The sequence below is a fragment of the Nocardia sp. NPDC052112 genome (genome assembly GCF_040680135.1).
Classification (GTDB): Bacteria; Actinomycetota; Actinomycetes; order Mycobacteriales; family Mycobacteriaceae; genus Nocardia.
Genome location: NZ_JBFAWD010000004.1, coordinates 301,961 through 324,775 on the forward strand (window position 1 = coordinate 301,961; position 22,815 = coordinate 324,775).

A 22,815-nucleotide genomic window follows, 5' to 3' on the forward strand; every position below is an offset into this window, starting at 1 on the left:
TTGGCCGACCCCGGCAAGGACGACGAGCTGGCCGAGATCTCCACCTTCGGCTACGAACGCGCCCGCGACGAACTGGTCAACGTCGTCAAAATGCTCGAACAGGGCGGGCTCGACCTGGACGAATCCCTGGCGCTGTGGGAGCGCGGTGAGGCACTGGCCACCCGCTGCGAAGAACATCTGGCGGGTGCGCGTCAGCGGGTCGAGAACGCGCTCTCGCGTACCGATCTCGAGAGCGACGAATGAGCGTCCGCCGCGCCACCGTTGTGTCACAAATTTGTGCCACAATGGACTGATGACCGCTATCCCTATCCGAGAACTCTCACATCACACAGCTCGATGCCTGGCGCTGGTCAAAGCGGGGGAAACCATCGATATCACCGAGCGCGGCACCATCATCGGCCGGATCGTCCCAGTCGACCCCGAACGAGATGTCCGGGCGCGGTTGCTCGTCGAGCGCCGGATGCGCCCGGCCACCAGGGGTCGTGCGGACCTGCTTGCCGAGGTACGCCGACGGCTGAACGGTGCACCGATCGATGCGGAGGGCACCGCGAGCGCGGCACTGCAGGATCTGCGCGACGACGAGCGCTACTGATGATCTATCTGGACACCAGTGCTCTGGTGAAGTTGGTCCATCTGGAATCAGAATCGGCCACACTCGCAAGCTGGCTCGATGATCGCCCCGACGAGCCCTGGGTTGCTTCGTCGCTGGTGGAAGTCGAACTGGTCCGCGCAGTGCGGGTGGCCGAACCGGCCGACCTCATTCACGTACCGGCCGTCCTTGCTCGGGTGGACAGGCTCGAAATGGATGGGATCGTACGGGCCAATGCCGCAGCGGTGTCACCCGCAACAGTCCGGAGCCTCGATGCGCTGCACCTGGCCACCGCACTGGAACTAGCCACCGATCTGATCGCGTTCGTCACGTATGACAAGCGCCTCGGCGCCGCGGCAGAGGCCGCCGGTTTGACGTGGGTGGCGCCGCTCTGACTAGCGCATGAGCGGCTGGGCGGCGGCGATGGCGGTGGCGAGGGTGCTGAAGGCGGCGTGGTTGCCCGCGCCGGTGATGAGCACGCGGGATCGGCCGAAGTCGGCGATCCATGCCGTCTCGGAACCCTGCTCGGCGTAGACGACCCATTTCTGGTCGCCGACCTGCTCGGTACCGGTGCCGTACCGGGAGCCGAGCACGAAGCGCGACAGCGCCTCCTCGGTCGCGCTGCTCTGGCTCATCCGCATATAGGTGCCCTGCGGTGTGATGTAACCGACAGTGCTGACCGGCCCGCCGCCAGTGGTGGTGATCGTGTCGCGGCTACCGGAGTTCGGTGTCCAGTGTTCGGGCAGGCTGGGATTGCGGATCGGGAAGGGCATCGTCTTCGCATCATTGGCGAGCGCGGCCGTCACATCGAAGTTCGGAATATGCCCCTGTGTCGGCCCCTTCGCGGCGAAGCTGCACTGGCTCGCGAGCCCGGCGAAAACCACGGCGATCAGCACCAACGGGATCAGCGACCAGAACAGATCCCGGTAGTCGTGGAGAATTCGTGGCTTTTGGTACGACACGCTCCCAGTATCCACGCCCGTTCGGGCCCACTCCCGCAGAGGTGGTCCGAGCTCCGGAGCCGACCTTTTCGAGCGACCTGCGAGCAATCGCTACGGGTAGCACCTGATCGGGAAGGGTCGCGCTTCTGAGAGAATCACCAGTAGCAACGACCGTAGGAGGCACACCGTTATGACGGCATCTTCGCCCGCACCCAGCCGCCGCGAGGCGCCGGACCGCAACCTCGCGCTCGAACTGGTCCGGGTCACCGAGGCCGGTGCGATGGCCGCGGGCCGCTGGGTCGGCCGCGGCGACAAGGAAGGTGGCGACGGCGCGGCCGTCGACGCCATGCGGCAGCTGGTCAGCTCTGTTTCCATGCGCGGCATCGTGGTCATCGGTGAGGGCGAGAAAGACGAAGCGCCCATGCTCTACAACGGTGAGCTGGTCGGCGACGGCACCGGTCCCGAGGTCGACTTCGCGGTCGACCCGATCGATGGCACCACCCTGATGTCGAAGGGTTCGCCGGGCGCCATCGCGGTGCTCGCGGTCGCCGAGCGCGGCGCTATGTTCGACCCGTCCGCGGTGTTCTACATGCACAAGATCGCGGTCGGCCCCGATGCGGCGGGTGTGATCGATATCTCCGCGCCGATCGGCGAGAACATCGGCCGGGTGGCCAAGGCCAAGGGTCTGTCGAAGTCCGATCTCACCGTTTGCATCCTGGACCGGCCGCGCCACGCCGAGCTGATCCAGCAGGTCCGCGACTCGGGCGCCCGCATCCGCCTGATCTCCGACGGTGACGTCGCGGGCGCCATCGCCTGCGCCCGCCCCGACTCCGGCACCGACATCCTGGTCGGCATCGGCGGCACCCCCGAGGGCATTATCGCCGCCGCCGCCCTGCGCTGTATGGGCGGTGAACTGCAGGGCATGCTCGCCCCGAAGGACGACGAGGAGCGCCAGAAGGCCATCGACGCCGGCCACGACCTCAGCCGTGTTCTCACCACCAATGACCTGGTCGCGGGCGACAACGTCTTCTTCTGCGCCACCGGCGTCACCGACGGCGACCTATTACGCGGCGTGCGCTACTACCCCGGCGGCGCCTCCACCCAGTCCATCGTCATGCGCTCCAAGTCCGGCACCGTCCGCATGATCGACGCCTACCACCGTCTCACCAAGCTCCGCGAGTACTCCTCGGTCGATTTCATCGGCGACGAGGATGCGGTCCCGCCGCTGCCCTGATGTGCCCGAATGTGTCGAGCCCGGTCCGATCGGAACGGGCTCGACGCATTTTCCGCGCTGTGCGCGATCCACGGCGACACCGGTAAGCTCCGAAATCCCCTACCGACCAAGGAGATCCGATGGCCATCCTCGGGAAGTTGTTGAAGAACCGACGCGCCGGAGACCATGGCCTCGCCTGGCATCTGCCGAACCTGGCCGCGGACCCGATCTTCGAAGTCACGAGCCCGGATTTCACCCACGAGTCACCACTTCCAAAGGTGCACGCGTCCAAACGAATCGGTGGCCGCGACGTTTCCCCCGCGCTGGCCTGGGCCACACCCGACGGCACCGCCCAACTACTCTTGGTCGTCGAAGATCCGGACGCACCAACAGGATCGCCGTTCGTCCATTGCGTAGCCCTGCTGGAACCGACCCTCGCCGAACTGCCTCGGGACGCGCTGCGTGCCGAGGATCCCGCATCCGGCGTCAGCATCCTGCGCTCCGGCTGGGGCCGCGGCTACCAAGGTCCGGCCCCGATCAAAGGCCACGGACCACACCGCTATGCCTTCCAACTCTTCGCCATGGCCGAACCGATCACCACCGTCGGTGGCAAATCCGCCGCGACAGTAAAACCCCGCGATATCTTCGCCGCCGCGAAGGCAGTCGCCCGTGGCCGGATCGATGGATTCTATGAACGGCCGTGAACCTCGTCCGAGCATGCGCGCCGGTCCGGCGGCCGCAGCGCCCAGGAGGCGATCGTCAACGCGGTGAACATGAGCAGCACAATCACCTCGCCCCGCTCGTAACCGGTCGTCAAGTGCGACACGATGGCCCCCGTGTACACGAAGAACGCACCCGCATAAGCCCACTCCTTGACCAGGCCGGCCCCCGGCGCAAGCAACGCCACCGCCCCCAGCAACTTCCAAATCCCCAGTAGCACAAGGAAATACGTGGGATAGCCGAGATCCACAATAAGACCGCGAACGAACTGAACGCGCGCGATATCCCAAAGCCCGCCCACCCCTGACTCCACCACGACGAGCACCGTCACAACCCAATAGCCGATCCCCCGATACCGCCCCACCCTCGACACCTCAGCGAAATCACTCATATCAGTTACGACGAACCCCGCGCGCACCACATGCCACCCACCGTCGATCAAAATCAGGTGGAAGATGACGCCCGCACGCCCCGGCCCTGGTTCAACCGGACACCCGTGTATAGGCCGGGCACCCTTTACCAGGGGTGCCCGGCTCGGAGACAGGGTGCCCAGTTCCGAACGGTCGGGCTGGAGGGCGGGGCGGGCGGGTTATTCCCGGGGAGCGGGTGGGGGCGGTGTGCGAATCGACTCAGGCGTGGCTGCCCCATGGGGGGCGACTGCGGCATAGGGTCGGATTTATGACGACCGAGGAGACGCAGTTCCGGATCGAGCACGACACGATGGGGGAAGTTCGGGTTCCCGTGCACGCGTTGTGGCGAGCGCAGACCCAGCGGGCCGTGGAGAACTTTCCGATCAGCGGGCGCGGGCTGGAGCGGGCGCAGATCCGGGCGCTCGGCCTGCTCAAGGCCGCATGTGCCAAGGTGAACAAGGATCTCGGACTGCTCGATCCGGTCAAGGCGGATGCCATCATCGCCGCCGCCGATGAGATCGCCGACGGTCTGCACGACGACCAGTTCCCGATCGACGTCTTCCAGACCGGCTCGGGCACCAGCTCGAATATGAACGCCAATGAGGTGATCGCCTCGATCGCGAAGGCCAATGGCGTAACCGTGCACCCGAACGACGACGTGAACATGTCCCAGTCGTCGAACGACACCTTCCCCACCGCCACCCATCTCGCTGCCACCGAGGCCGCGATCAAGGATCTGATCCCGGCGCTGGACCATCTGCGGCTGGCGCTGCTGGACAAGTCGACCGAATGGCGCACGGTGGTGAAGTCCGGCCGCACCCACCTCATGGACGCCGTGCCGGTGACCCTCGGCCAGGAGTTCGGCGGCTACACCCGCCAGGTCGCGGCGAGTATCGAACGCATCATGGCGACGCTGCCGCGACTCGGCGAGCTGCCGATCGGCGGTACCGCGGTCGGCACCGGTCTCAACGCACCTGCGGGTTTCGGCGCGAAAGTCGTTGCCGAACTGGTGTTGTCGACCGATATCGATGCACTCTCCGAGGCGCAGGACCACTTCGAGGCACAGGCGGCCCGTGACGGTCTGGTCGAGGCCTCGGGTGCACTGCGCACCATCGCGGTGAGCCTCACCAAGATCGCCAACGATATTCGCTGGATGGGTTCGGGCCCGCTGACCGGTCTCGGCGAACTCCGGCTGCCGGATCTGCAGCCCGGCAGTTCGATCATGCCCGGCAAGGTGAATCCGGTACTGCCCGAGGCGGTTACGCAGGTCGCCGCGCAGGTGATCGGCAATGACGCAGCGGTCGCGTTCTCCGGTGCGAACGGCGCGTTCGAGTTGAACGTCTATATCCCGGTGATGGCGCGCAATCTGCTCGAGTCGATTCGGCTGCTCGCCAATGTGTCCCGACTCTTCGCCGATAAGTGCATTCGCGGACTGGTCGCCGACGAGGACCATCTGCGCACTCTCGCGGAATCATCACCGTCGATTGTGACGCCGCTGAACTCCGCCATCGGTTACGAAGAGGCGGCGGCGGTCGCCAAAGAGGCGTTGAAGCAAAAGAAGACCATCCGCCAGACCGTGATCGATCGCGGTCTGATCGACGAGAAGCTGACTCTGGAAGAACTCGATCGCCGTTTGGATGTGTTGTCGATGGCCAAGGTCGAGGACCGAAAGTAGCCGGAATCAGCCGAATAGGCAGTCGAGCGTCACGTTGGACACCCTCGATACCGATCCGACGTGACGTTCGACTGCATACGCACTGCTCCATAGCCGGCGCGGGTCGTCACAGCTTCATGCCGGGACCCGCGACGAATGCGTTGGCAGCGAGGTCGAGCATTTCCGCCGCAGCGAGAAAGATAACCGACCGGCGCACAAATCCGCTGCGCCGACCGGTATCAATCACATCGTGTATGCGACCGTCAGGCCAGTGATCCGGTCCGCAAATGCGCGAGTTCCGCGCGTGCCTTCTCGCCCTCTGCACCGATATCGGTGCGGGTGAAGAACTCCCACCGCTCCAGCAGCGGACCGAAAACCAATTCGCCCTCCTCGGCGCGGTCGTAGATGCCCGCCTCGGCGAGCACATCGTCGCTGCTGCGCCCATCGGATAGCGTCACTGTAGGCACCTGGAACCGCGCCACGCTGTCGGCGATGGCGCGCATCGTCTGATCCGGCGCGAGGCTGAACGCCGCGCTGACCAATTCCGCGAAGAAGATCGACTGCAGTTCATCGTCGATCGCGATGCGCTCGGCGATGGCGGTGACCATCTTGTTCTCCCCGAGCGCGGCGGTGTTGCGATGCCGGATGGCGGCGGCCACCTCCTCGAGCGCGCAGGTGGCAAGCACGTCGAGCAGGTGCAGTGCGGGACGCCGGAATCCCTTGGTCATATGGTCCATCCGCAACCGCTCCAACTGCACCGGGTCGACCGACCGGGTGACCATGAGGTAGTTGCGAATCATGATCTCGTGCCGGTTCTCCTCGGCCGTCCAGCGGCCCACCCAGCGCCACCACGATCCGGTGCGCAGGTACTTACCGACCTCGCGGTGGTACGAGGGCAGGTTGTCCGCGATGAGCACGCTGACCGTCAGCGCCAGCTTCGCGACCTCGCTCAAATCGGATTGCTCCGGCTCCCAATCGATCCCGCCGAGGAACCGGAAATTGCGGCCGTCGTCCCACGGCACGTAATCGTGGGGCTGCCACTCTTCGGCGGCGGCGATGTGGCGGCGCAGATTCAGCTCCACCTCATCGGCGAGGGACGCGAGTAGTTCGCGATCGGTCAAGAGAGTTTGCACTAGCACAACCTAGCGGCTGGGCCCCGCAATGCGGGGATCTACGAATAGGAATCGGTACCGGCGTCCGAGCGTACAAGCACCAGCTCTTTCGAGCGAACCGCGAGCACTCGACAATACTGGCACGCGAGCGCCCGGACGCCGAGCGCGGATCAGGACTTGGGTGTGACAGTCGTCACGCCGTCCACCCAGGTGATGGTGCCGCCGACGAAATCGCTCTGCTTGCCGCCGGGGATATCCTTCTCGTCGCTGGTCGGGTAGCCGAGCTTGCCGTCGGGGCCGCCGTTGTCCTCCCACGCCTGACGAATTTCGCCCCAGACGATGTGCGCACCGCTGTCCTTGCTCCAGACGACCGCACCGCCGGTGAAGTCCTGCCACTTGCCGTCGTTGGGCGCATCCTCGTCCTCCTTCAGCGGAGCGCCGAGCGGGCCGGTCGGACCACCGGACTGCACATATTTGTCGAAGATGATGCCGGAGACGGTGACGTCCCCGCCCTGCGTGGCGATTTTGGTCTCCTCCGCGGCTCCGGACATATGCTCCTCACCGTGCGCAGCGGCCGCCGAGGTGGTCGTCATGGACGCAGCGGAACTCTTGTCCTTGTCGTCGTCATTGCTGCAGCCGGCGGCCAGCAGCAGTGCCGCGGCCGCGGTGACCGCGGTGAATCCAGCCGTTCGTCGAGCGAAGTGGTGCATTTCCATCCTCTCGAAAGTGGCTACCGATGCCACCGCGGACGCGGTGACGTCGCGCGTTGCTGTGTTGTTTCGAGCGACCTGCAAGCAGTCGCTACGGCTAGGCCGATGTCCAGCAACGGCCCGGCGAATCTTATAAGACTCACCGGGCCGCCACTGAACAGGTATCACGCGAATATTACCCGCTCGATTGTGATGGGAAACACACCCTGGATAGTTGCTACTGCCCGTTAGGCGCTCGGGCCGTACTCCTCCAACATCTCGGTGACCAGCGCCGCGATCGGCGACCGTTCGCTACGGGTCAGCGTGATGTGCGCGAAAAGCGGATGCCCCTTGAGCTTTTCGATCACCGCCGCGACACCGTCGTGCCGGCCGACCCGCAGATTGTCACGCTGGGCCACATCATGGGTGAGCACGACGCGCGATCCGGTGCCCAATCGGCTGAGCACCGTCAGCAGAACGTTGCGCTCCAGCGACTGTGCCTCGTCCACGATCACGAACGAATCGTGCAGCGAGCGACCGCGAATGTGGGTGAGCGGCAAGACTTCCAACATATCGCGGCTGAGCACCTCCTCCATCACCTCACGACTGGCCAACCCGTCGAGCGTGTCGAAGACCGCCTGCGCCCACGGGCCCATCTTCTCGCTCTCCGAGCCCGGCAGATAGCCGAGATCCTGCCCACCGACCGCGTACAGCGGACGGAACACCACCACCTTGCGTTGTGTGCGCCGCTCGAGCACGGCCTCCAAACCCGCCGTCAAGGCCAGCGCCGACTTGCCGGTACCGGCCCGGCCGCCGAGCGAGACGATGCCGACGCTCTCGTCCAGCAGCAGATCCAGCGCGATGCGCTGTTCGGCCGAGCGGCCGTGCAGTCCGAACGCCTCGCGTTCACGGACCAACTGCACCCGCTTGTCCGGCGTGACCCGGCCAAGGGCGCTGGAGCTTGCGCCGAGCAACCGGATTCCGGTGTGGCACGGCAGTTCCCGCGCCTCGTCCAGATCGATCACAGCCTCGGTGTAGAGCTGATCGATCAGCGTTTTGGAGACATCGATCTCCGCCATTCCGGACCAGCCGGAAGTCACCACGTCCTGGGCGTGGTACTCGTCGGCGTGCAAACCCACCGCACTCGCCTTGACGCGCAAGGGAATGTCCTTGGATACCAGCACCACCTGATGGCCCTCGGCCGCCAGATTGAGCGCACAGGCCAGGATGCGGGAGTCATTGGTGTCGGTGCGGAAGCCGACCGGGAGTACCGCGGGGTCGGTGTGGTTGAGTTCCACCTGCAGCGTTCCGCCCTCGGTGCCGATCGGCACCTGCTGATCCAGCCTGCCGTGCTGCAGACGCAGATCGTCGAGGTTGCGCAGGGCTTCCCGCGCGAACCAGCCCAGTTCGTGATGATGACGCTTACCTTCGAGTTCGCTGATCACGACCAGCGGTAATACGACATCGTGCTCGCCGAACCTGGTGAAAGCCCAGGGATCCGACAGTAGAACCGAGGTGTCGATGACGAAGGATTTCTGGGAATGCGAGGGGCGGGCCCCCTTCGCGGCGGCTTCGCCTTTCGCGGAGCTGGATTTCGCCGAGGGAGCGGGAACGGAGCGTGCAGCAGTCACGGTGGGCTCCTTTATGTTCGCGCGGCACCCGCACGAACGATCTCGCTGGACCGGTCCGTCCTGATGGGATCCGACTTGCGTCAGATGCCACGAGGGCCGGGTGCCGGCCCCCTCGTACTGAATAGCTCAGTCACGGTTCAGGACCTCCCGTACGAGCCACAACGACGCGGCCCGCACCAACGACGCTACCGCCGACTGCGGGGTCCGCGCTCGGGCACAGGTAGGCGTGTCCGTGAATTTGTCGTTAACCCCATGCTGGTGACTGCTTGCAGATCACTCGAAAGGGTCGGCGTCGGAGAGATAGAGTCGCAGGTATGGCCGGTAACGAGGAGTTGGAGAAGCTGTCGTCGAAGGAACTGCACGACCGTGCGGTCCGGCTCGCGGCGCGGCGCGGCGACATCAAATATCTGTGGCGGCTACTGAAATCCATCCCCGCCGCCGAGGCCGCCGCGGGCGATCTCGGCGAGAGCGAGGCCGATATCAAATACGTATTGCCGATGATCGACGACTATATCCACGCGGGCGACGGCAAGATCGCCGAAGTCCTGCGGCCCTACTACCTCGACTACCTGGCCAAGCACACCTGACCTCAGCGCGGGGGCAACGCGGCGCGGACGAGGCCGACGACGGTGCCGCGCAGGAAGTTCTCCCAGCTGAAGTGGTCGTCCCACAGGATGATTCGACCGTCGCGCAGTTCGAAGGTGCCGCAGACCCAGAACGCGATCCGCAGCGGGCCCACGCGCAGGATATCGGTGCGGTCGGTCAGTACGAAGTCACCGTCGGCGGCGATGTGATGCATTTCGGCGGCGAAACCGATGGTGTCACGGTTCAGCCCGCGCAGGATCTTGCGCGTGAGGCCGCCGCCGACCGTCGGCAGTGAGGTGTTCTTCCAGACGATATCGGGGTGCAGGAGTTCTAGTGCCTCCCCCACCGCACCGATCTCGAGTGCGGCGAAGAACTCCCGCACCGTGGTGATCGCGTCCTGCTCGAGTTCGAGTTCGTCACTCATGGCTGCGCCTCGCCAGCGCTGGGCTCCGGCATGACCGACGTTGTCGCTGTGTTGGATGTTCGCTCGCTACGCTCGCTCATGCACCGAGCCTAAGCCGCCACGGTCGGTGATGAGGACACCCAGGCCGTCGAGAATTCGGTCGATGCCGAAGCTCAACGCATCGCCAGGGCCCTCGGCCGCGGGTGGTTCGCCGGTGGCGGCGGCCTCCTCGGCGAAGGCAGCCGAGACCAGGGGAAATCGGTCGCCGGCCGCGGCCATCATCTCCGCGAACCGGCCCGCGATCTGCTGTGCCGTTTCCTGCCGGTCCGCGGTCGTCACCTGCTGCACCAGGCTGCGGATGTGCCCGTTGAGCAGCACGATGGTGTCGAGTTGCTCGGGGCCGGTCAACCCGGTGCCGGCGAGCGCGGTCAGCGCCGCGTTCATCCAGCCCATTTCATTGGGGCCGATGGCACGCACACCGATGGTCAGACCGATCGACCAGGGGTGTGCGCTGTAGCGCTCGAAGATCGTCTCGGCCCAGCGGCGCAGTCCGGCTCGCCACGGCTCATCACCCGAATCCTGATGCGCCGCACCAACATCCGGCGGGCCTCCGATTGCGGCATCCACCATCAGCGCGGTCAGCTGCTCCTTGCCGGGCACGTACCGGTACAGCGACATCTTGGTAAACCCGAGGCGTTCGGCCAGGCGCTGCATGGACAGGTTCGCGAGCCCTTCGGCATCGGCGAGGGCAATGGCCTCCGCGACGATCCCCTCCAGTGACAGCGCGGGCTTGGGGCCGCGCTTGGGCCGCTGCTGGGTGCCCCAGAGCAGTTCGACGGTGGTCGGTGCAGGCATTTCCACATCCTTACGCATTCCGTGTTGACAAGTAACTGTGTCCACCATACTCTAATTCGTGTCCACCGGATACAGATTCCATCGGACGCAGATAACTACCTCGGGAGACATCATGCGCACCAAAACCGTTCTCATCTCCGGCGCGAGCATCGCGGGACCCGCACTCGCCTACTGGCTGAACCGCTACGGGTTCGATGTCACCGTGGTGGAGCGCGCCTCGTCGCTGCGGCCCGGCGGCCAGGCCGTCGACTTCACCGGCGAAACGCACCACAAGGTGCTGGAGCACATGGGCATCCTCGACGACATCTACGCGCACCGGACCGGCACGACCGATATCGCGATCGTCGACGGCGCGGGTGCGCAGCAGGCCGTGATCTCCGGCGATTTCACCGGTGGCGACGTAGAGATCCTGCGCGGCGATCTGGCTCGGATCATGTACGAAAAGACCTACCGGGACTGCGAATACGTCTTCGGCGACTCGATCAGCGCACTGACCGAAACCGATGACGGCGTGTGGGTCGAATTCGAGAAGGGCACGCCGCGCGGCTTCGATCTGGTCTTCGGCGCCGACGGAATCCATTCGCGGGTACGGCGTCTGGCATTCGGACCGGAAAAGGAATTCGTCAAGCACCTCGGCCATTACTACTGCGTCGCGGGTGCGAGCCCATGGGCGACCAAGTCGGAGGGCACCCCCGAGCGGATGACCGCCTACGGCTACAACGAGCCGGGCAAATGCGTCATCACCGGCGGCTCGAAGGCACAGCAGCTCTACATCTTCGCCTCGCCCGAACTCGATTACGCCCGCGACGATGCCGAGGCACAGCGGCGAATCGTCAGGGAGACCTTCGCCGACGTCGGCTGGGAGGCACCGCGCATGCTCGCCGAAATGGACGATTTCGACGACTTCTTCCTGGACTCGATCAGCATGGTGCGCAAGATGAAGAGCTTCAGCCGCGGCAGGATCGCACTGGTCGGCGACTCGGGCTACGGAAACACCCTGGGCGGCTTCGGAACCGGGCTCGCGGTGCAGGGCGCCTACATCATCGCCGGTGAACTCGCGCTCGCCGACGGTGACTACCCGGCGGCCTTCGCACGCTACGACGAGCGCATGCAGGCGCTCACCAAACTCGCGGACTACAGCAATGCGGGGCGCTTCTTCGCACCGAAGACCGCGCTCGGCATCAAGTTCCGCAACTGGTTCCTGCACTCGTGGATGTTCGACAAGATGGTGAATATGACCGAGAACGTCAAGACCATCGAGCTGCCGGACTACCCGGCGCTGGTCACAGCCGCCGATGCGAACTGACAGCAGTACAACCCCGCCGTTCGGCCGACCGCATGGTCTGGCGTGGCGGGATCGGCTGTGTTTCGATGGAACCGGGGTGGGGTCGAGTGCGTCTATAAGGTCAGACGGCACTGACGGAAGGGGCTGGCTCGGCCATGACAGCACAGATGGACGGCCGCGCGATCACCAATCCCGAGAACGCGCAGAACTTTTCGCACGCGGAGATCAAACAGGCGGCCGACCAGATGAATCCGGACGGACTCGACGGCGCGTTCGATGCCTGGACCGCCATCGCGGCAGCGGTGACCAAGGCCGGACAACAGTTCGAAACCGCGATTCAGCAAGCGGTGGACCAACAATGGGAGGGCGCCGCGGCCGACCGGGCGGTGCGCGGCATTCGGGATTATGCCGCGCGCGTCGGTGAGCTCGGTGAGTCGCTGGATCAGCAGTCGACGCCGCTATCGGCGGCCGCGAGTGCAGCGGGGCGGTTCAAGGTGGCCGTGCCGCCGGTGGTGGACACCTCGAATAGTCCGCGGGGGCCGGAGTTTCGGAATTCGCAGGAGGAGCAGGCTCGCGATGATATGAGCACGCTCTATATCCAGCCTTATGGAAGTGCTGCCCCGCAGATTCCGACGTTGCCACCGCCGGTCAACCCGATATCCGGGGTGTCGGGGGTTGGGCCGGGGGCTTCGCCGGGTGGGAGTGAGGGTTCCGGTAAGGCTGGAGATTCCGGCAAGACGGAAGACAACGGCCATGCAGGGGATTCGGGCAAGGCGGAAGACACCGATGCGGCTGGGGATGCCGGTAAGGCGGAGGACACCGGTACGAGTGGCGATCCGAACAAGAGCGGGGACACTCGTCGGGTGGAGCAGTCGGATAGATCTGAAGCTGTTGACCCGCAATCCATTTCGTCGACACAGAGCAGCGGTACGTCGACCACACCGACCTCGTACACGCATACATCCCCGAATTCGACCATCCCGTCGACGGCCGGCACGCAGTTCTTGCCGACCACCGTCACCTCGACCGGGATCACGCCGGTGACCTCCAGCCCGACGGGTGCCTCCCCGAATCCCGGCGGTGCGTCCGACACCGGTGGGACTGCGAGTCCTGGTAAGTCGGTGCCGGGTACCGCACCGGGGGCGACGGCGGCTCAGCCCGCCGCCAGCACGCCGAGCCGGATCGGCACAGCGGGTTCCGCCGCATACTCCGGGATGTTTCCGCCGGGCGCGCGTGCGCGACGGGGCGAGGACGGTGAACACCAGTCGGCGAGGTACCTGCGCACCGAGGAGCACGGCGCAGAGCTCATCGGTGAGGTGGACAAGACCGTGCCGCCCGTACTCGGGGCGCAATGATGACGCAGTGGACCTTGTCCGCCGAGCAGTTCGCGGCGGCCTGGTTCGGCACCGGCCTCGATCGCATGCCCTTTCCGTTTCGCTTCACCAGCCGCTTTCCCGGACTCCATGAATATCGCGCCTACCAGCGGCAATTCCGTGCCGAGCTGGCTCGCGAGGACAATGCGTCGCTGCAGCGCGCCGTCGGGGTGCTCGCCAAACCCGAATGGCGCATCGAACTCTTCGGCGTCGACAACACCCGCGGTGCGCTCGAACTGCGCGCCCTCGGCTGCGCCACCCGCACCGGACCGGGCGTCATCGCATTACAGGCACCGGGACCGGATGGCGGCAAGGTCCGGCTCCGCCGCGTCCGCGTCGACCAACTCGCCACCGAACTGATCCGCCTGCTCCCCGATCCGCCGCCCGGCACCGCGGCCGAGAAGAGCTATCTCCTCGACGATCTCAGCGACGACCGCCCCGACCCCTTCGCCAGCTCCCCATCCCGCGCCATCCAGGATCGCTACCGCCGCTTCTGGCGCCAACCCTGCGCTACCAGTGGTACCGCCACTGTCCTGGTCGGCCCCCGCAACGCCGAGCCCCTGCGCACCGGAAAACTCCGCTGGATCGACACCAAGGCCGGCCGCTACTGCGAAGTCCCCGCCAACCGCGCACTCATGATCCGCCCCGCCACCAGCGCCGACATCACCCGCTACCTCGACGAATCCATCGTGCGAGCGAAAGCCCGCATCGACGGGTAGCACGGCCGGATCAAGATCAGGCGGCACCGATGGCGGAGCCTTCTCGCGATGCCGCCATGGATCCACTTGATCTTGATTGCCGGTTGCCGCCGAACCAGATCCGATCGAGCCGGGCCGCGCAGACCACGGCAGGCGGCCCGAATCATGCCGCGGCTGAGCCGAGCTCGGCGCACTCATGCGATATCAGTCGTGGCACACCTGAATTCGCCTGGGAACCGCCGCGCGCGGATGCCGTTGGTGCGCAGCCGGATTCCCAGGCGAATCGGGACGAGTGGCTCAGCCGAGCAGGTGCCAGTCCTCGAGGCCGTTGTAGAGGGGCAGGTCCCGGGCCAGCTTGGTAACGCGGGCACGCAGGGCATCGACATCGGAGCCGCCAGCCAGTGCGGTGGCGATGATATCGGCGACCTCGGTGAATTCGGCATCGCCGAAGCCGCGGGTGGCCAAGGCGGCGGTGCCGATGCGCAGACCGGAGGTGACCATCGGCGGGCGCGGATCGAACGGAACGGCATTGCGGTTCACCGTGATTCCGATTTCGTGCAGCAAATCCTCACCCTGCTGACCGTCGATCTCGGAGTTGCGCAGGTCTACCAGCACCAAGTGCACATCGGTGCCGCCGGTGAGCACGCTGATGCCCTTGTCCTTGACATCCGCGCCGCCGAGCCGTTCGGCCAGAATCTTCGCACCGGAGAGGGTGCGCTCCTGACGCTCCTTGAATTCGGCGCCCGCCGCGATCTTGAACGCGACGGCCTTGGCGGCGATCACGTGCATGAGCGGACCACCCTGCTGGCCGGGGAACACCGAGCTGTTGAGCTTCTTGGCGTACTCCTGCTTGGCCAGGATCAGCCCGGAGCGCGGACCGCCGAGCGTCTTGTGCACGGTGGAGGACACCACATCGGCGTAGGGCACCGGCGAGGGATGCAGACCGGCCGCGACCAGACCCGCGAAGTGCGCCATATCAACCCACAGCTTCGCGCCGACCTCATCGGCGATCTCGCGGAACGCGGCGAAATCCTGGTGCCGCGGGTAGGCCGACCAGCCCGCCACGATCACCTTCGGCCGTGCGCCGAGCGCGGTCTTGCGCAGCTCCTCCATATCGATGCGGTGGTCTTCCTTGCTGACCCCGTACGAGTGCACCTCGTAGAGCTTGCCGGAGAAGTTCAGCCGCATGCCGTGGGTGAGGTGACCGCCGTGCGCGAGGTCGAGGCCCAGCAGCCGGTCGCCCGGCTCCATCAGCGCCATCAGCACCGCGGCATTCGCCTGCGCGCCGGAATGCGGCTGCACATTGGCGAATTCGGCGCCGAAGAGTTCCTTGGCGCGATCGCGGGCGAGGGTCTCGACGACATCGACGTGCTCGCAGCCACCGTAGTAGCGACGGCCGGGGTAGCCCTCGGCGTACTTATTGGTGAGCACGCTGCCCTGCGCCTGCAGCACCGCGCGCGGCACGAAGTTCTCCGAGGCGATCATCTCGAGGGTGTCGCGTTCGCGGGCGAGTTCACCTGCCATCGCGGCAGCGAGCTCCGGATCGAGCTCACCGAGGGATCGGGTATTGACAGAGGCGGTCGTCTGCGTCACCCGGTCGAGTCTATTGGCCGTCCACGCCGCGCCGATCAGGGGGTTCTGTGTCTCGGTATGCATCGCAACCTCCGTCGTCCGGATGCCCCGGGCTGCGCACCCCGAAGCCCATGGGCCCGGCACCCAGGCGCGCGGTGCGGGGCGAGGGTGCTTCCCGGTGGTTGCTTCCACCTCGAGTGCGCCAGTCGCGTGACCTCATCTTATCCGGTGTCCGGTGGCGGGCCGAGACCCGTCAGGCCCCGGGAACAGCGGACCGCAACAACGCGGTGAGATGGACTTGCGCATCGTCGAGCGGCCGAGTGGATTTCAACGCCCGGGATTGAATGACGGCGCCCTCCAACGCACTGATCACGAATCCGGCCAGCGACCGCGCCTCCTCTGCCGATAAACCCTTGTCGCGCAATCCGTTCGCGAGCTGGTCGGTCCAGTCGGTGAAGACGGTGCCCGCGGCGGCCTGCACCCGCGGTTCGGATTCGGCGAGCGCGGCGCCGACGATCGGACATCCCGCGGTGAACGCGGACCTTTCGAGCGCGCGCTGCCACCAGCCGATGAGCGCGACGATCCATTGCTCGGCCGAGCCGGAGCCGGTGATCTTGTCCATCACCGCGGCGAGACGCTCACCCGCCGTCTTGGTCGCGATCTCGACCAGCTCGCCCTTACCGGATGGAAAGTGCTGGTAGAGCGAGTTGCGGGAGGCGTGACTGCGTTCGAGCAGGGCGGCCAGCCCGGCGGCGTGCACGCCCTGTTCGCGTACCAGATCGATGGCGCTCTCGATCAGTCGGTCGCGCGGACCCAAGGTCATCGCCGCCCTCCTCGCCCATGCTTGCATGAACCGATCGGTCCATGCTCCAATCATGACAGATGTGGACCGATCGGTTCACAGAAAGGACGGGATTTCATGAGCACACCGACCGATCTGGCGCAGCTGTCGGGACTCGAACTGCTGCGTACCGCGATGACGGCGGAATCGCGGCCACCGTTCATCGGCGATCTGCTCGGGATGGAGGTCGAGGAACTCGAGTTCGGCAAGGCGGTCTTCGGCCTGCGGACCCGGCCCGACTTCGCCAATCCGCTCGGGACCACACACGGCGGCATCTGCGCCACTCTGCTCGATTCGGTGATGGGCTGCGCGGTGCACACCACGCTCGACGCCGGTGTCGGCTTTACCACGCTGGAGCTGAAGATCAACTACATCCGTGCCGTACCCACCGACGGCCGTCGCCTCATCGCGACCGGCACCACCATCCACGTCGGCCGCACCACCGCGACCGCCGAGGGCCGCGTCGTGGACGACCAGGGCAAACTGGTAGCACACGGCTCCACGACCTGTGTCATCTTCCGCTGAAGGAGAACAGCTATGAGTCAACGCACCACCGCGGCCGCCGCACGCAAGTTCCGTCGGGAGCGGATCATCGGCCGCTATCTCGTCAATCCCGCTGTCGGACTACTCGATCGGATCGGCATCCGCTCCTCGATGCTCGCCGAATTGGAGACCACCGGCGCCAAATCCGGTCAACCGCGCCGCGTGCCGGTCACCGTCTCGATCGATGACGAGGGCGCCTGGTTGATCTCCCAGCACGGCCATCGCGCGGGCTGGGCCCGCAATATCGCCGCGAATCCGAAGGTCCGGCTGCGCCAGGGCAAGCGCTGGTACACCGGCACCGCGGCCTTCGTCCCCGATGACAATGTGGACGCCCGTGCCCACACCTTCGCCAAAGGCCACGCCGCGGAATCGGCCACGGCATGGACGATCAAGGCACTGGAATCAGACCCGATCTCGGTGCGCATCACCTTCACCGACGCGTAAGGCCGCGGCTCGCGTCGAACCAGCCGCAGCCGACGATCCAGCGCACTATTCCCGCAGGTAGAGCACGCCCATTGGGCAAGGGGCACAAGTTCTTGGGGGCAGACAGGCGTTAACGCCGGGGCCTGAACCTCCGGTTTCACGAGCGAGATCGTCCACACCGCTGATCCGAGGAGACGCCATGCTGAACCTGGTCTCGATCCCGACATCCCCGCTCGATGCCCTGCTGCGCACCCTGTCCCAATTGATCTGCACCATCTCCAGCGGCGGCGGCTGCGCCGTCATCCTGTAGCGCCGAATCACATGGTGCGCAGGGCGCCGGGGGTGAGGGGTTCGTCGAGGAGGCGGCGGAAGCGGTCGGCGCGGTCGTCGGCGTCGACGGCGCGGTCCAGCCAGCCGCCGAGCAGGCGGTAGCCCTCGACGTAGGTGCTGATGTAGGCGCGCCAGAGGGGTGAGGACAGGAAGCGCAGGGACTGGCGGGCGCGCTCCTGCGTGGTCAGGCTCCAGCGCTGCAGGAATTCGACGACCTCGTCGACGTCGCGGTGCTGATCGTGCAGCAACAGCGCGGCATCCTGCCTGACCCCGAGCAATTGGGCCGAGGCATTCGAAAGCTGTTCGGCGCGTTCACCTTCGAAACGCAGACCGAGATCGGCGTAGATTTCCTGCGCCCACTTGCCCCAGCCGGGTCCGACGATCGAGCGCAGCGCCAGATCCGCCAGCCCCTCCGCCATCAGGCACTGCGGGGTGTTCACCAGGAACAGCGTCTGCTCCGCCTGCCCGTTCGCGACCAGACCGGCCTCCTTGCGGCAGTGCTCGGTGTGATGTCCCGGATAGGACTCGTGCGCGACGAGGCCCGGCAGATGCGCCATATGCTGTTTGAGATCGGAGTTGATCGCCACCCGGGAGTGGTAGTTGCCCAGGTAGTAGTTGAAGCCGGACCAGGGCTTATCCCCCACCACCTCATAGGTGACGTGCTCGTGGTCGGGCAGCGGATAACGCTCGCGCACCCGCTCCCGCAGCGCACTCGAGAACGCCTCGACGCACACCCGCAACCGCTCCGGTGGAATCTCGTCGGCCTTGCGGAATGCGGTCACCCGCTCGGCGAGCGGGCCATCACCCGGCAGCACCTCGTCCATCTGCCGGTGCGCGTCGCGGTAGTCCTCGACATCGCCGGGTGCGATATCGACATCGAAGTACGCCCGCACCTCGTCGACGAACCCGATGTCGTCCCCGGCGAACTTGCGACCGGAGCATTCCAGCGCGCCCAGGTGCGCGTCGAGGAATTCGGTCCGCTGCGGCGGCAATCCGGCCACTGGCAGTTCGGCACGCAACGCCACCGCCCGCCGAGCCAACTCGCGTGGCTCGGGCGCGGGCGCGTTCTCCACCTCGCGACGCAGCGCCGGATCGCCGGTATACGCGTCGACGAAACCTTCTTCCAGCCGGTCGAAGGCCAAGCCGAGTCGCAGGTACTCGGTCACGAGGGGATGCGCTTCCATGTCCGCCGACATTAGCCGCTGACGGCCATGTCATCGACCGGATACCACCCGGAATCGGACCCCCCGTTTCACACGATGTTGACGCAGAGCAGAATTCGGCTATGCGAGAGCTGGACCGAATCTCATACAGCCGACGCGCGACGTATGCGTGTTTGTCTGAACGGAGTGTCGGGTAAGTGGCACGAATGAGCGAGCCGAGTCCCTATGTGGAATTCGACCGGAAACAGTGGCGGACCCTGCGTAAGTCGACTCCCCTGGTGCTCACCGAGGAAGAACTGATCGGTCTTCGCGGCCTCGGCGAACAGATCGATCTGGAAGAGGTCGCCGAGGTCTACCTCCCGCTCGCTCGCCTCATCCACCTGCAGGTCGCCGCACGTCAGCGGCTATTCGCCGCGACCGCGACCTTTCTCGGGGAGACCCATCCCGATCAGCAGGTGCCATTCGTGATCGGTGTCGCGGGCAGTGTCGCGGTCGGAAAATCCACCACCGCCCGCGTACTTCAGGCCCTGCTCGCGCGATGGGATCACCATCCGCGTGTGGATTTGGTCACAACCGACGGATTCCTATATCCCACCGCGGAACTGACCCGGCGCGGCATCATGCACCGCAAGGGTTTTCCGGAAAGTTACGACCGCCGCAAACTACTGCGCTTCGTCACCGAGGTGAAATCCGGTGCGGCCGAAGTATGTGCGCCGGTGTATTCGCATATCTCCTACGACATCGTGCCGGGCAAGTTCCACTGCGTCACTCAGCCCGACATTCTCATCGTGGAGGGTCTCAACGTCTTGCAGACCGGTCCGCGATTGATGGTCTCGGATCTGTTCGACTTCTCGATCTACGTCGACGCGCGCATCGAGGACATCGAGAACTGGTATGTGCAACGCTTTCTCACCCTGCGCGAGACCGCCTTCGCCGATCCGAACGCACATTTCCACCACTACGCGGGCTTCACCGACGACCAGGCGACGGCCGCCGCGAAGGAGATCTGGGACTCCACCAACCGGCCCAATCTGGTGGACAACATCCTGCCCACCCGTCCGCGCGCGACACTGGTGCTGCGCAAGGACGCCGACCACAGCATCAACCGGCTGCGGTTGCGCAAGCTCTAGCCGTGGTGACCGCGCGAGAAAGTCACAGCTTCCACGCCGCGTCCAACCGGGCGGCGACATCGATATCACGCACCGCGGCGATATGCGGTTTGCGGATTTCAGTAGCGATATAGCGCGCGACGAAACGCCGGATCTCGTGGTCGACACTGGCCAGAATGCGCAGCAGCTGTCCGCGTTTGGTGGCGGTGGCCACATTGATGCGGACATCGCTCGGGCGCGGTTCGGCGATGTCGATGATGACGCGCAATGGTTCGGCGGTGCGCACGCTCGAGTGCAGGTGGATATTGCCGTCGACATGGAAGCGGTGCCGGTCGACGGCGAGATCGAGCAACAGACGGACATCGAGCGGGATGATCAGCTCGAAGGAGATGACCTCGTCGACGAATCGTTGCAACTTCGGCTCCCCGAGTTGCACATGCGCGGCGACCTTCGCCAATTTGGCGGGCCCGACACCGATCGGGCCGAAATCGAAGGCGGCACCGGTCAACTGGGCGAAGGCGCCGGAAATGCGCTGCTCGGAAGCCGCGTATTCCAGGAAGCGCCGACCGAACTCCTCGTAGCCGATGTAAGACGTGTCCCCATCCCCCCACTGCGGGTTCACTTTTCGACCCCAGCCACCCTCGCCGACGCAACCACAACGGAGCGAGTCTTACGAGCGACGTTCGCGCCGCAGGCGCGGCAAATCAAACACCGAACCGGCGATGCCGAGCGGCGTAGTCGCGCAAGGCGCGCAGGAAGTCCACCCGCCGGAATTCCGGCCAGTACGCCTCGGTGAACCATATCTCCGAGTATGCGCTCTGCCACAGCAAAAACCCGGAAAGCCGCTGTTCACCGGAGGTTCGGATGACCAGATCGGGATCCGGCTGACCGGAGGTGTAGAGGTGTTGGCCGATGGAGTTCACGGTGATCGACTGAACCAGATCCTCACCGGTCTCCCCCGCCGCGATCTCCTGGCGGACCAGCTTGCGGACCGCATCGGCGATCTCCTGCCGACCGCCGTAGCCGACCGCGACATTCACATGCACACCGTCGCGTCCACTGGTGCGTTCGGCCGCGGTGCGCAGCCGCTTGGCGACCAGCTCCGGAAAGCCGTCGAGCGTGCCGACGATGCGCACACTCCAGTTCTGCTCCGGCGCGGACAGCTCCTCGACGACATCGGTGATGACCTCGAACAGGGTCTCCAGTTCGTCGGGATCACGCTGCAGATTCTCGGTGGACAGCAGATAGACGGTCACCATCTCGATGCCCTCGTCCGCGCACCAGCCGACCAGCTCGGCGATTTTCAGCGCACCGACCCGATGCCCGTGGCTCACATCGGTGAAACCGTTTTCTCTGGCCCAGCGCCGATTACCATCGCACATCACCGCGACGTGCCGAGGATGTTGTTTGCCGGCCAGCTGCTTGGACAGCCGCGCCTCGTAGATGCGATATGGCAGACCACGCACCTGACTCGGAAGCTCCACGGCGACCAACCCTACGCCTCAGCGGCGCGATCCCGGCATCGACTGTGTTCGAGCTACGGCACGCGCGGCGCTCGCCATGGTCACGCCGCGCTACCGCCTCCGAACCCGTCCACACACCGCAAGTGTTCGATCGGCAGGCGCGTGCGCCGCCCTTGATGGTCACACCGCACCAACACCTCCGAGCCCAGCCACACACACCGTGCGCATTCGGTCTGCAGCATGCATGCGCGGCACCGCCACGGTTACGGTCCGTTACGGTCTCCGAGCCCAGCCACACACACCATGAGTACTCGATCTGCGCCGAACCTGTCACGCACACCGCGGGCGTTCGATCCGGCGTGTTCGACACCCTTTGTGGCCACGCCGCGCAACCGCCTCCGCATCCGTCGCACACGCACTAGGTTCCGGGTACAGTGACGAGGAACCGCAACTTACGGTACAGTAGGTTACTGGTGGGTATCACTAGGAGGTGACTCGTGTCCGAAACGATCGGCACGGCCGATGCGACACCGGTGGCGATCCCGGGCACTGCGACACTGATCAAGCCGCGGATGCGGGGCTGGATCCACACCTGGGCGGTCGGCATCGCGGCAATCGCGGTGCTCGTCTTGGTCTGGACAGCGGCGTCCCTCTCGGCGACGGCAGGCTGGTCCATCCTGATCTACGGGCTGACCGTGTGCGGGTTGTTCGGGATCAGCGCCGTCTACCACCGGGTGACCTGGGCGACCGCGCATGCACGCGTCCAGATGAAACGCGCCGATCATTCGATGATCTTCGTATTCATCGCGGGCAGCTATACGCCATTCGCATTACTCGGCCTGCCGGGGCGGACGGGCCGGACACTGCTGCTGGTGGTGTGGCTGGGCGCGCTGGCCGGTGTGGCATTGAAACTGTGGTGGCCCACCGCTCCCCGCTGGGTCGGCGTGCCGCTGTACCTACTGCTGGGCTGGGCCATCGTGCCGGTGGCCGAACAACTCAATACGAACATCGGAATCGCACCACTGATCCTCCTGCTGATCGGCGGCCTGATCTACAGCGGCGGCGCCATCCTCTACGCCACCAAATGGCCCAACCCCTGGCCCACCGTCTTCGGCCACCACGAGTTCTTCCACGCCGCCACCGTCCTAGCCGCCCTCACCCACTACGCCGCCATCTGGCTGCTCGTCCTGCGCTGATCTATCCGGGCACCCCG

The 22,815-nt window shown here is 65.6% G+C and carries 26 protein-coding genes; 14 read left to right on the forward strand and 12 right to left on the reverse strand.

The genetic code is table 11. The features are described from left to right. From AB0L58_RS09810 to AB0L58_RS09820, 3 genes are read left to right on the forward strand one after another with little or no spacing between them, the layout of a single operon-like run. The gene (locus tag AB0L58_RS09810; RefSeq protein ID WP_364383928.1) at positions 1-243 is read left to right on the forward strand and encodes an exodeoxyribonuclease VII small subunit; all 243 of its coding nucleotides are present in this window, start codon (positions 1-3) and stop codon (positions 241-243) included. A gap of 49 nt (positions 244-292) precedes the next feature. Then, positions 293-592, forward strand: coding sequence for a hypothetical protein (locus AB0L58_RS09815; RefSeq protein WP_364383931.1), 300 nt, complete (start codon positions 293-295; stop codon positions 590-592). Continuing rightward, entirely contained in the window at positions 592-984 is a 393-nt protein-coding gene (locus tag AB0L58_RS09820; protein ID WP_364383934.1) for a type II toxin-antitoxin system VapC family toxin, read from the forward strand. Before AB0L58_RS09815 ends, AB0L58_RS09820 begins: the two co-directional genes overlap by 1 nt. On the opposite strand, the gene AB0L58_RS09825 is transcribed toward AB0L58_RS09820, so the two are convergent. Then, entirely contained in the window at positions 985-1,551 is a 567-nt protein-coding gene (locus AB0L58_RS09825; RefSeq protein ID WP_364383937.1) for a DUF4245 domain-containing protein, read from the reverse strand. Between the two features lie 169 nt (positions 1,552-1,720). On the opposite strand from AB0L58_RS09825, the gene glpX reads away from it, so the two are divergent. Together glpX and AB0L58_RS09835 are read left to right on the forward strand one after the other, a co-directional pair. Beyond that, positions 1,721-2,764 carry a class II fructose-bisphosphatase gene (glpX, locus tag AB0L58_RS09830; RefSeq protein WP_364383940.1) on the forward strand — a complete coding sequence of 348 codons (1,044 nt, stop codon included), beginning with the start codon at positions 1,721-1,723 and terminating at the stop codon, positions 2,762-2,764. Between the two features lie 119 nt (positions 2,765-2,883). Further along, positions 2,884-3,447 carry a YbhB/YbcL family Raf kinase inhibitor-like protein gene (locus tag AB0L58_RS09835; protein ID WP_364383943.1) on the forward strand — a complete coding sequence of 188 codons (564 nt, stop codon included), beginning with the start codon at positions 2,884-2,886 and terminating at the stop codon, positions 3,445-3,447. On the opposite strand, the gene AB0L58_RS09840 is transcribed toward AB0L58_RS09835, so the two are convergent. After that, a complete protein-coding gene (locus AB0L58_RS09840; protein ID WP_364383945.1) occupies positions 3,432-3,854 on the reverse strand; it encodes a DoxX family protein in 423 nt (140 codons plus the stop codon). The two genes, AB0L58_RS09835 and AB0L58_RS09840, sit on opposite strands and share 16 nt — an antisense overlap. 287 nt (positions 3,855-4,141) lie before the next feature. On the opposite strand from AB0L58_RS09840, the gene AB0L58_RS09845 reads away from it, so the two are divergent. Next, a complete protein-coding gene (locus AB0L58_RS09845; RefSeq protein ID WP_364383948.1) occupies positions 4,142-5,548 on the forward strand; it encodes a class II fumarate hydratase in 1,407 nt (468 codons plus the stop codon). A gap of 242 nt (positions 5,549-5,790) precedes the next feature. On the opposite strand, the gene AB0L58_RS09850 is transcribed toward AB0L58_RS09845, so the two are convergent. From AB0L58_RS09850 to AB0L58_RS09860, 3 genes are all read right to left on the reverse strand, one after another. Beyond that, on the reverse strand, positions 5,791-6,660 hold the full coding sequence (locus AB0L58_RS09850) for an acyl-ACP desaturase (RefSeq protein WP_364383950.1): 870 nt from the start codon (positions 6,658-6,660) through the stop codon (positions 5,791-5,793). Positions 6,661-6,809: 149 nt separating this feature from the next. After that, a complete protein-coding gene (locus AB0L58_RS09855; protein WP_364383952.1) occupies positions 6,810-7,355 on the reverse strand; it encodes an esterase in 546 nt (181 codons plus the stop codon). A gap of 221 nt (positions 7,356-7,576) precedes the next feature. Then, on the reverse strand, positions 7,577-8,959 hold the full coding sequence (locus AB0L58_RS09860) for a PhoH family protein (protein ID WP_364383955.1): 1,383 nt from the start codon (positions 8,957-8,959) through the stop codon (positions 7,577-7,579). Positions 8,960-9,273: 314 nt separating this feature from the next. On the opposite strand from AB0L58_RS09860, the gene AB0L58_RS09865 reads away from it, so the two are divergent. Beyond that, positions 9,274-9,546 carry a hypothetical protein gene (locus tag AB0L58_RS09865; RefSeq protein WP_364383958.1) on the forward strand — a complete coding sequence of 91 codons (273 nt, stop codon included), beginning with the start codon at positions 9,274-9,276 and terminating at the stop codon, positions 9,544-9,546. A gap of 2 nt (positions 9,547-9,548) precedes the next feature. On the opposite strand, the gene AB0L58_RS09870 is transcribed toward AB0L58_RS09865, so the two are convergent. Both AB0L58_RS09870 and AB0L58_RS09875 read right to left on the reverse strand, forming a co-directional pair. Beyond that, entirely contained in the window at positions 9,549-9,968 is a 420-nt protein-coding gene (locus AB0L58_RS09870) for a limonene-1,2-epoxide hydrolase family protein (RefSeq protein WP_364383960.1), read from the reverse strand. Between the two features lie 66 nt (positions 9,969-10,034). Then, positions 10,035-10,802 carry a TetR/AcrR family transcriptional regulator gene (locus AB0L58_RS09875; protein ID WP_364383963.1) on the reverse strand — a complete coding sequence of 256 codons (768 nt, stop codon included), beginning with the start codon at positions 10,800-10,802 and terminating at the stop codon, positions 10,035-10,037. A 112-nt stretch (positions 10,803-10,914) separates the two neighbouring features. Between AB0L58_RS09875 and AB0L58_RS09880 the strand changes: the two genes are divergently transcribed. From AB0L58_RS09880 to AB0L58_RS09890, 3 genes are all read left to right on the forward strand, one after another. After that, complete coding sequence (locus tag AB0L58_RS09880) at positions 10,915-12,108, forward strand: FAD-dependent monooxygenase (protein ID WP_364383966.1); 1,194 nt, start codon at positions 10,915-10,917, stop codon at positions 12,106-12,108. A 134-nt stretch (positions 12,109-12,242) separates the two neighbouring features. After that, a complete protein-coding gene (locus AB0L58_RS09885; RefSeq protein ID WP_364383969.1) occupies positions 12,243-13,442 on the forward strand; it encodes a hypothetical protein in 1,200 nt (399 codons plus the stop codon). After that, a complete protein-coding gene (locus AB0L58_RS09890) occupies positions 13,439-14,179 on the forward strand; it encodes an ESX secretion-associated protein EspG (protein ID WP_364383972.1) in 741 nt (246 codons plus the stop codon). The genes AB0L58_RS09885 and AB0L58_RS09890 overlap by 4 nt, the downstream gene beginning before the upstream one ends. A 276-nt stretch (positions 14,180-14,455) precedes the next feature. Here AB0L58_RS09890 and glyA read toward each other — a convergent pair whose 3' ends face one another. Both glyA and AB0L58_RS09900 read right to left on the reverse strand, forming a co-directional pair. Then, positions 14,456-15,751 carry a serine hydroxymethyltransferase gene (gene glyA / locus AB0L58_RS09895; protein ID WP_364384573.1) on the reverse strand — a complete coding sequence of 432 codons (1,296 nt, stop codon included), beginning with the start codon at positions 15,749-15,751 and terminating at the stop codon, positions 14,456-14,458. 232 nt (positions 15,752-15,983) lie between these two features. After that, positions 15,984-16,553, reverse strand: coding sequence for a TetR/AcrR family transcriptional regulator (locus tag AB0L58_RS09900; protein ID WP_364383974.1), 570 nt, complete (start codon positions 16,551-16,553; stop codon positions 15,984-15,986). Between the two features lie 96 nt (positions 16,554-16,649). On the opposite strand from AB0L58_RS09900, the gene AB0L58_RS09905 reads away from it, so the two are divergent. After that, positions 16,650-17,096: a PaaI family thioesterase gene (locus AB0L58_RS09905; protein WP_364383977.1), complete on the forward strand. Its 447-nt coding sequence runs from the start codon at positions 16,650-16,652 to the stop codon at positions 17,094-17,096. 12 nt (positions 17,097-17,108) lie between these two features. Further along, complete coding sequence (locus AB0L58_RS09910; RefSeq protein ID WP_364383980.1) at positions 17,109-17,558, forward strand: nitroreductase family deazaflavin-dependent oxidoreductase; 450 nt, start codon at positions 17,109-17,111, stop codon at positions 17,556-17,558. Between the two features lie 296 nt (positions 17,559-17,854). Here AB0L58_RS09910 and AB0L58_RS09915 read toward each other — a convergent pair whose 3' ends face one another. Then, entirely contained in the window at positions 17,855-19,051 is a 1,197-nt protein-coding gene (locus tag AB0L58_RS09915; protein ID WP_364383983.1) for a DUF885 domain-containing protein, read from the reverse strand. A 176-nt stretch (positions 19,052-19,227) separates the two neighbouring features. Here AB0L58_RS09915 and coaA point away from each other — a divergent pair, with 176 nt between their 5' ends. Beyond that, entirely contained in the window at positions 19,228-20,160 is a 933-nt protein-coding gene (coaA, locus tag AB0L58_RS09920) for a type I pantothenate kinase (RefSeq protein ID WP_364383986.1), read from the forward strand. Positions 20,161-20,182: 22 nt separating this feature from the next. On the opposite strand, the gene AB0L58_RS09925 is transcribed toward coaA, so the two are convergent. Next, complete coding sequence (locus AB0L58_RS09925) at positions 20,183-20,761, reverse strand: hypothetical protein (protein ID WP_364383989.1); 579 nt, start codon at positions 20,759-20,761, stop codon at positions 20,183-20,185. Between the two features lie 82 nt (positions 20,762-20,843). Then, positions 20,844-21,632 (reverse strand): isoprenyl transferase, encoded by a 789-nt coding sequence (locus AB0L58_RS09930; protein ID WP_364383992.1) that lies wholly within the window; start codon positions 21,630-21,632, stop codon positions 20,844-20,846. A 467-nt stretch (positions 21,633-22,099) separates the two neighbouring features. On the opposite strand from AB0L58_RS09930, the gene AB0L58_RS09935 reads away from it, so the two are divergent. Beyond that, on the forward strand, positions 22,100-22,798 hold the full coding sequence (locus tag AB0L58_RS09935; RefSeq protein WP_364383995.1) for a hemolysin III family protein: 699 nt from the start codon (positions 22,100-22,102) through the stop codon (positions 22,796-22,798). The last annotated feature ends 17 nt before the right edge of the window (positions 22,799-22,815 follow it).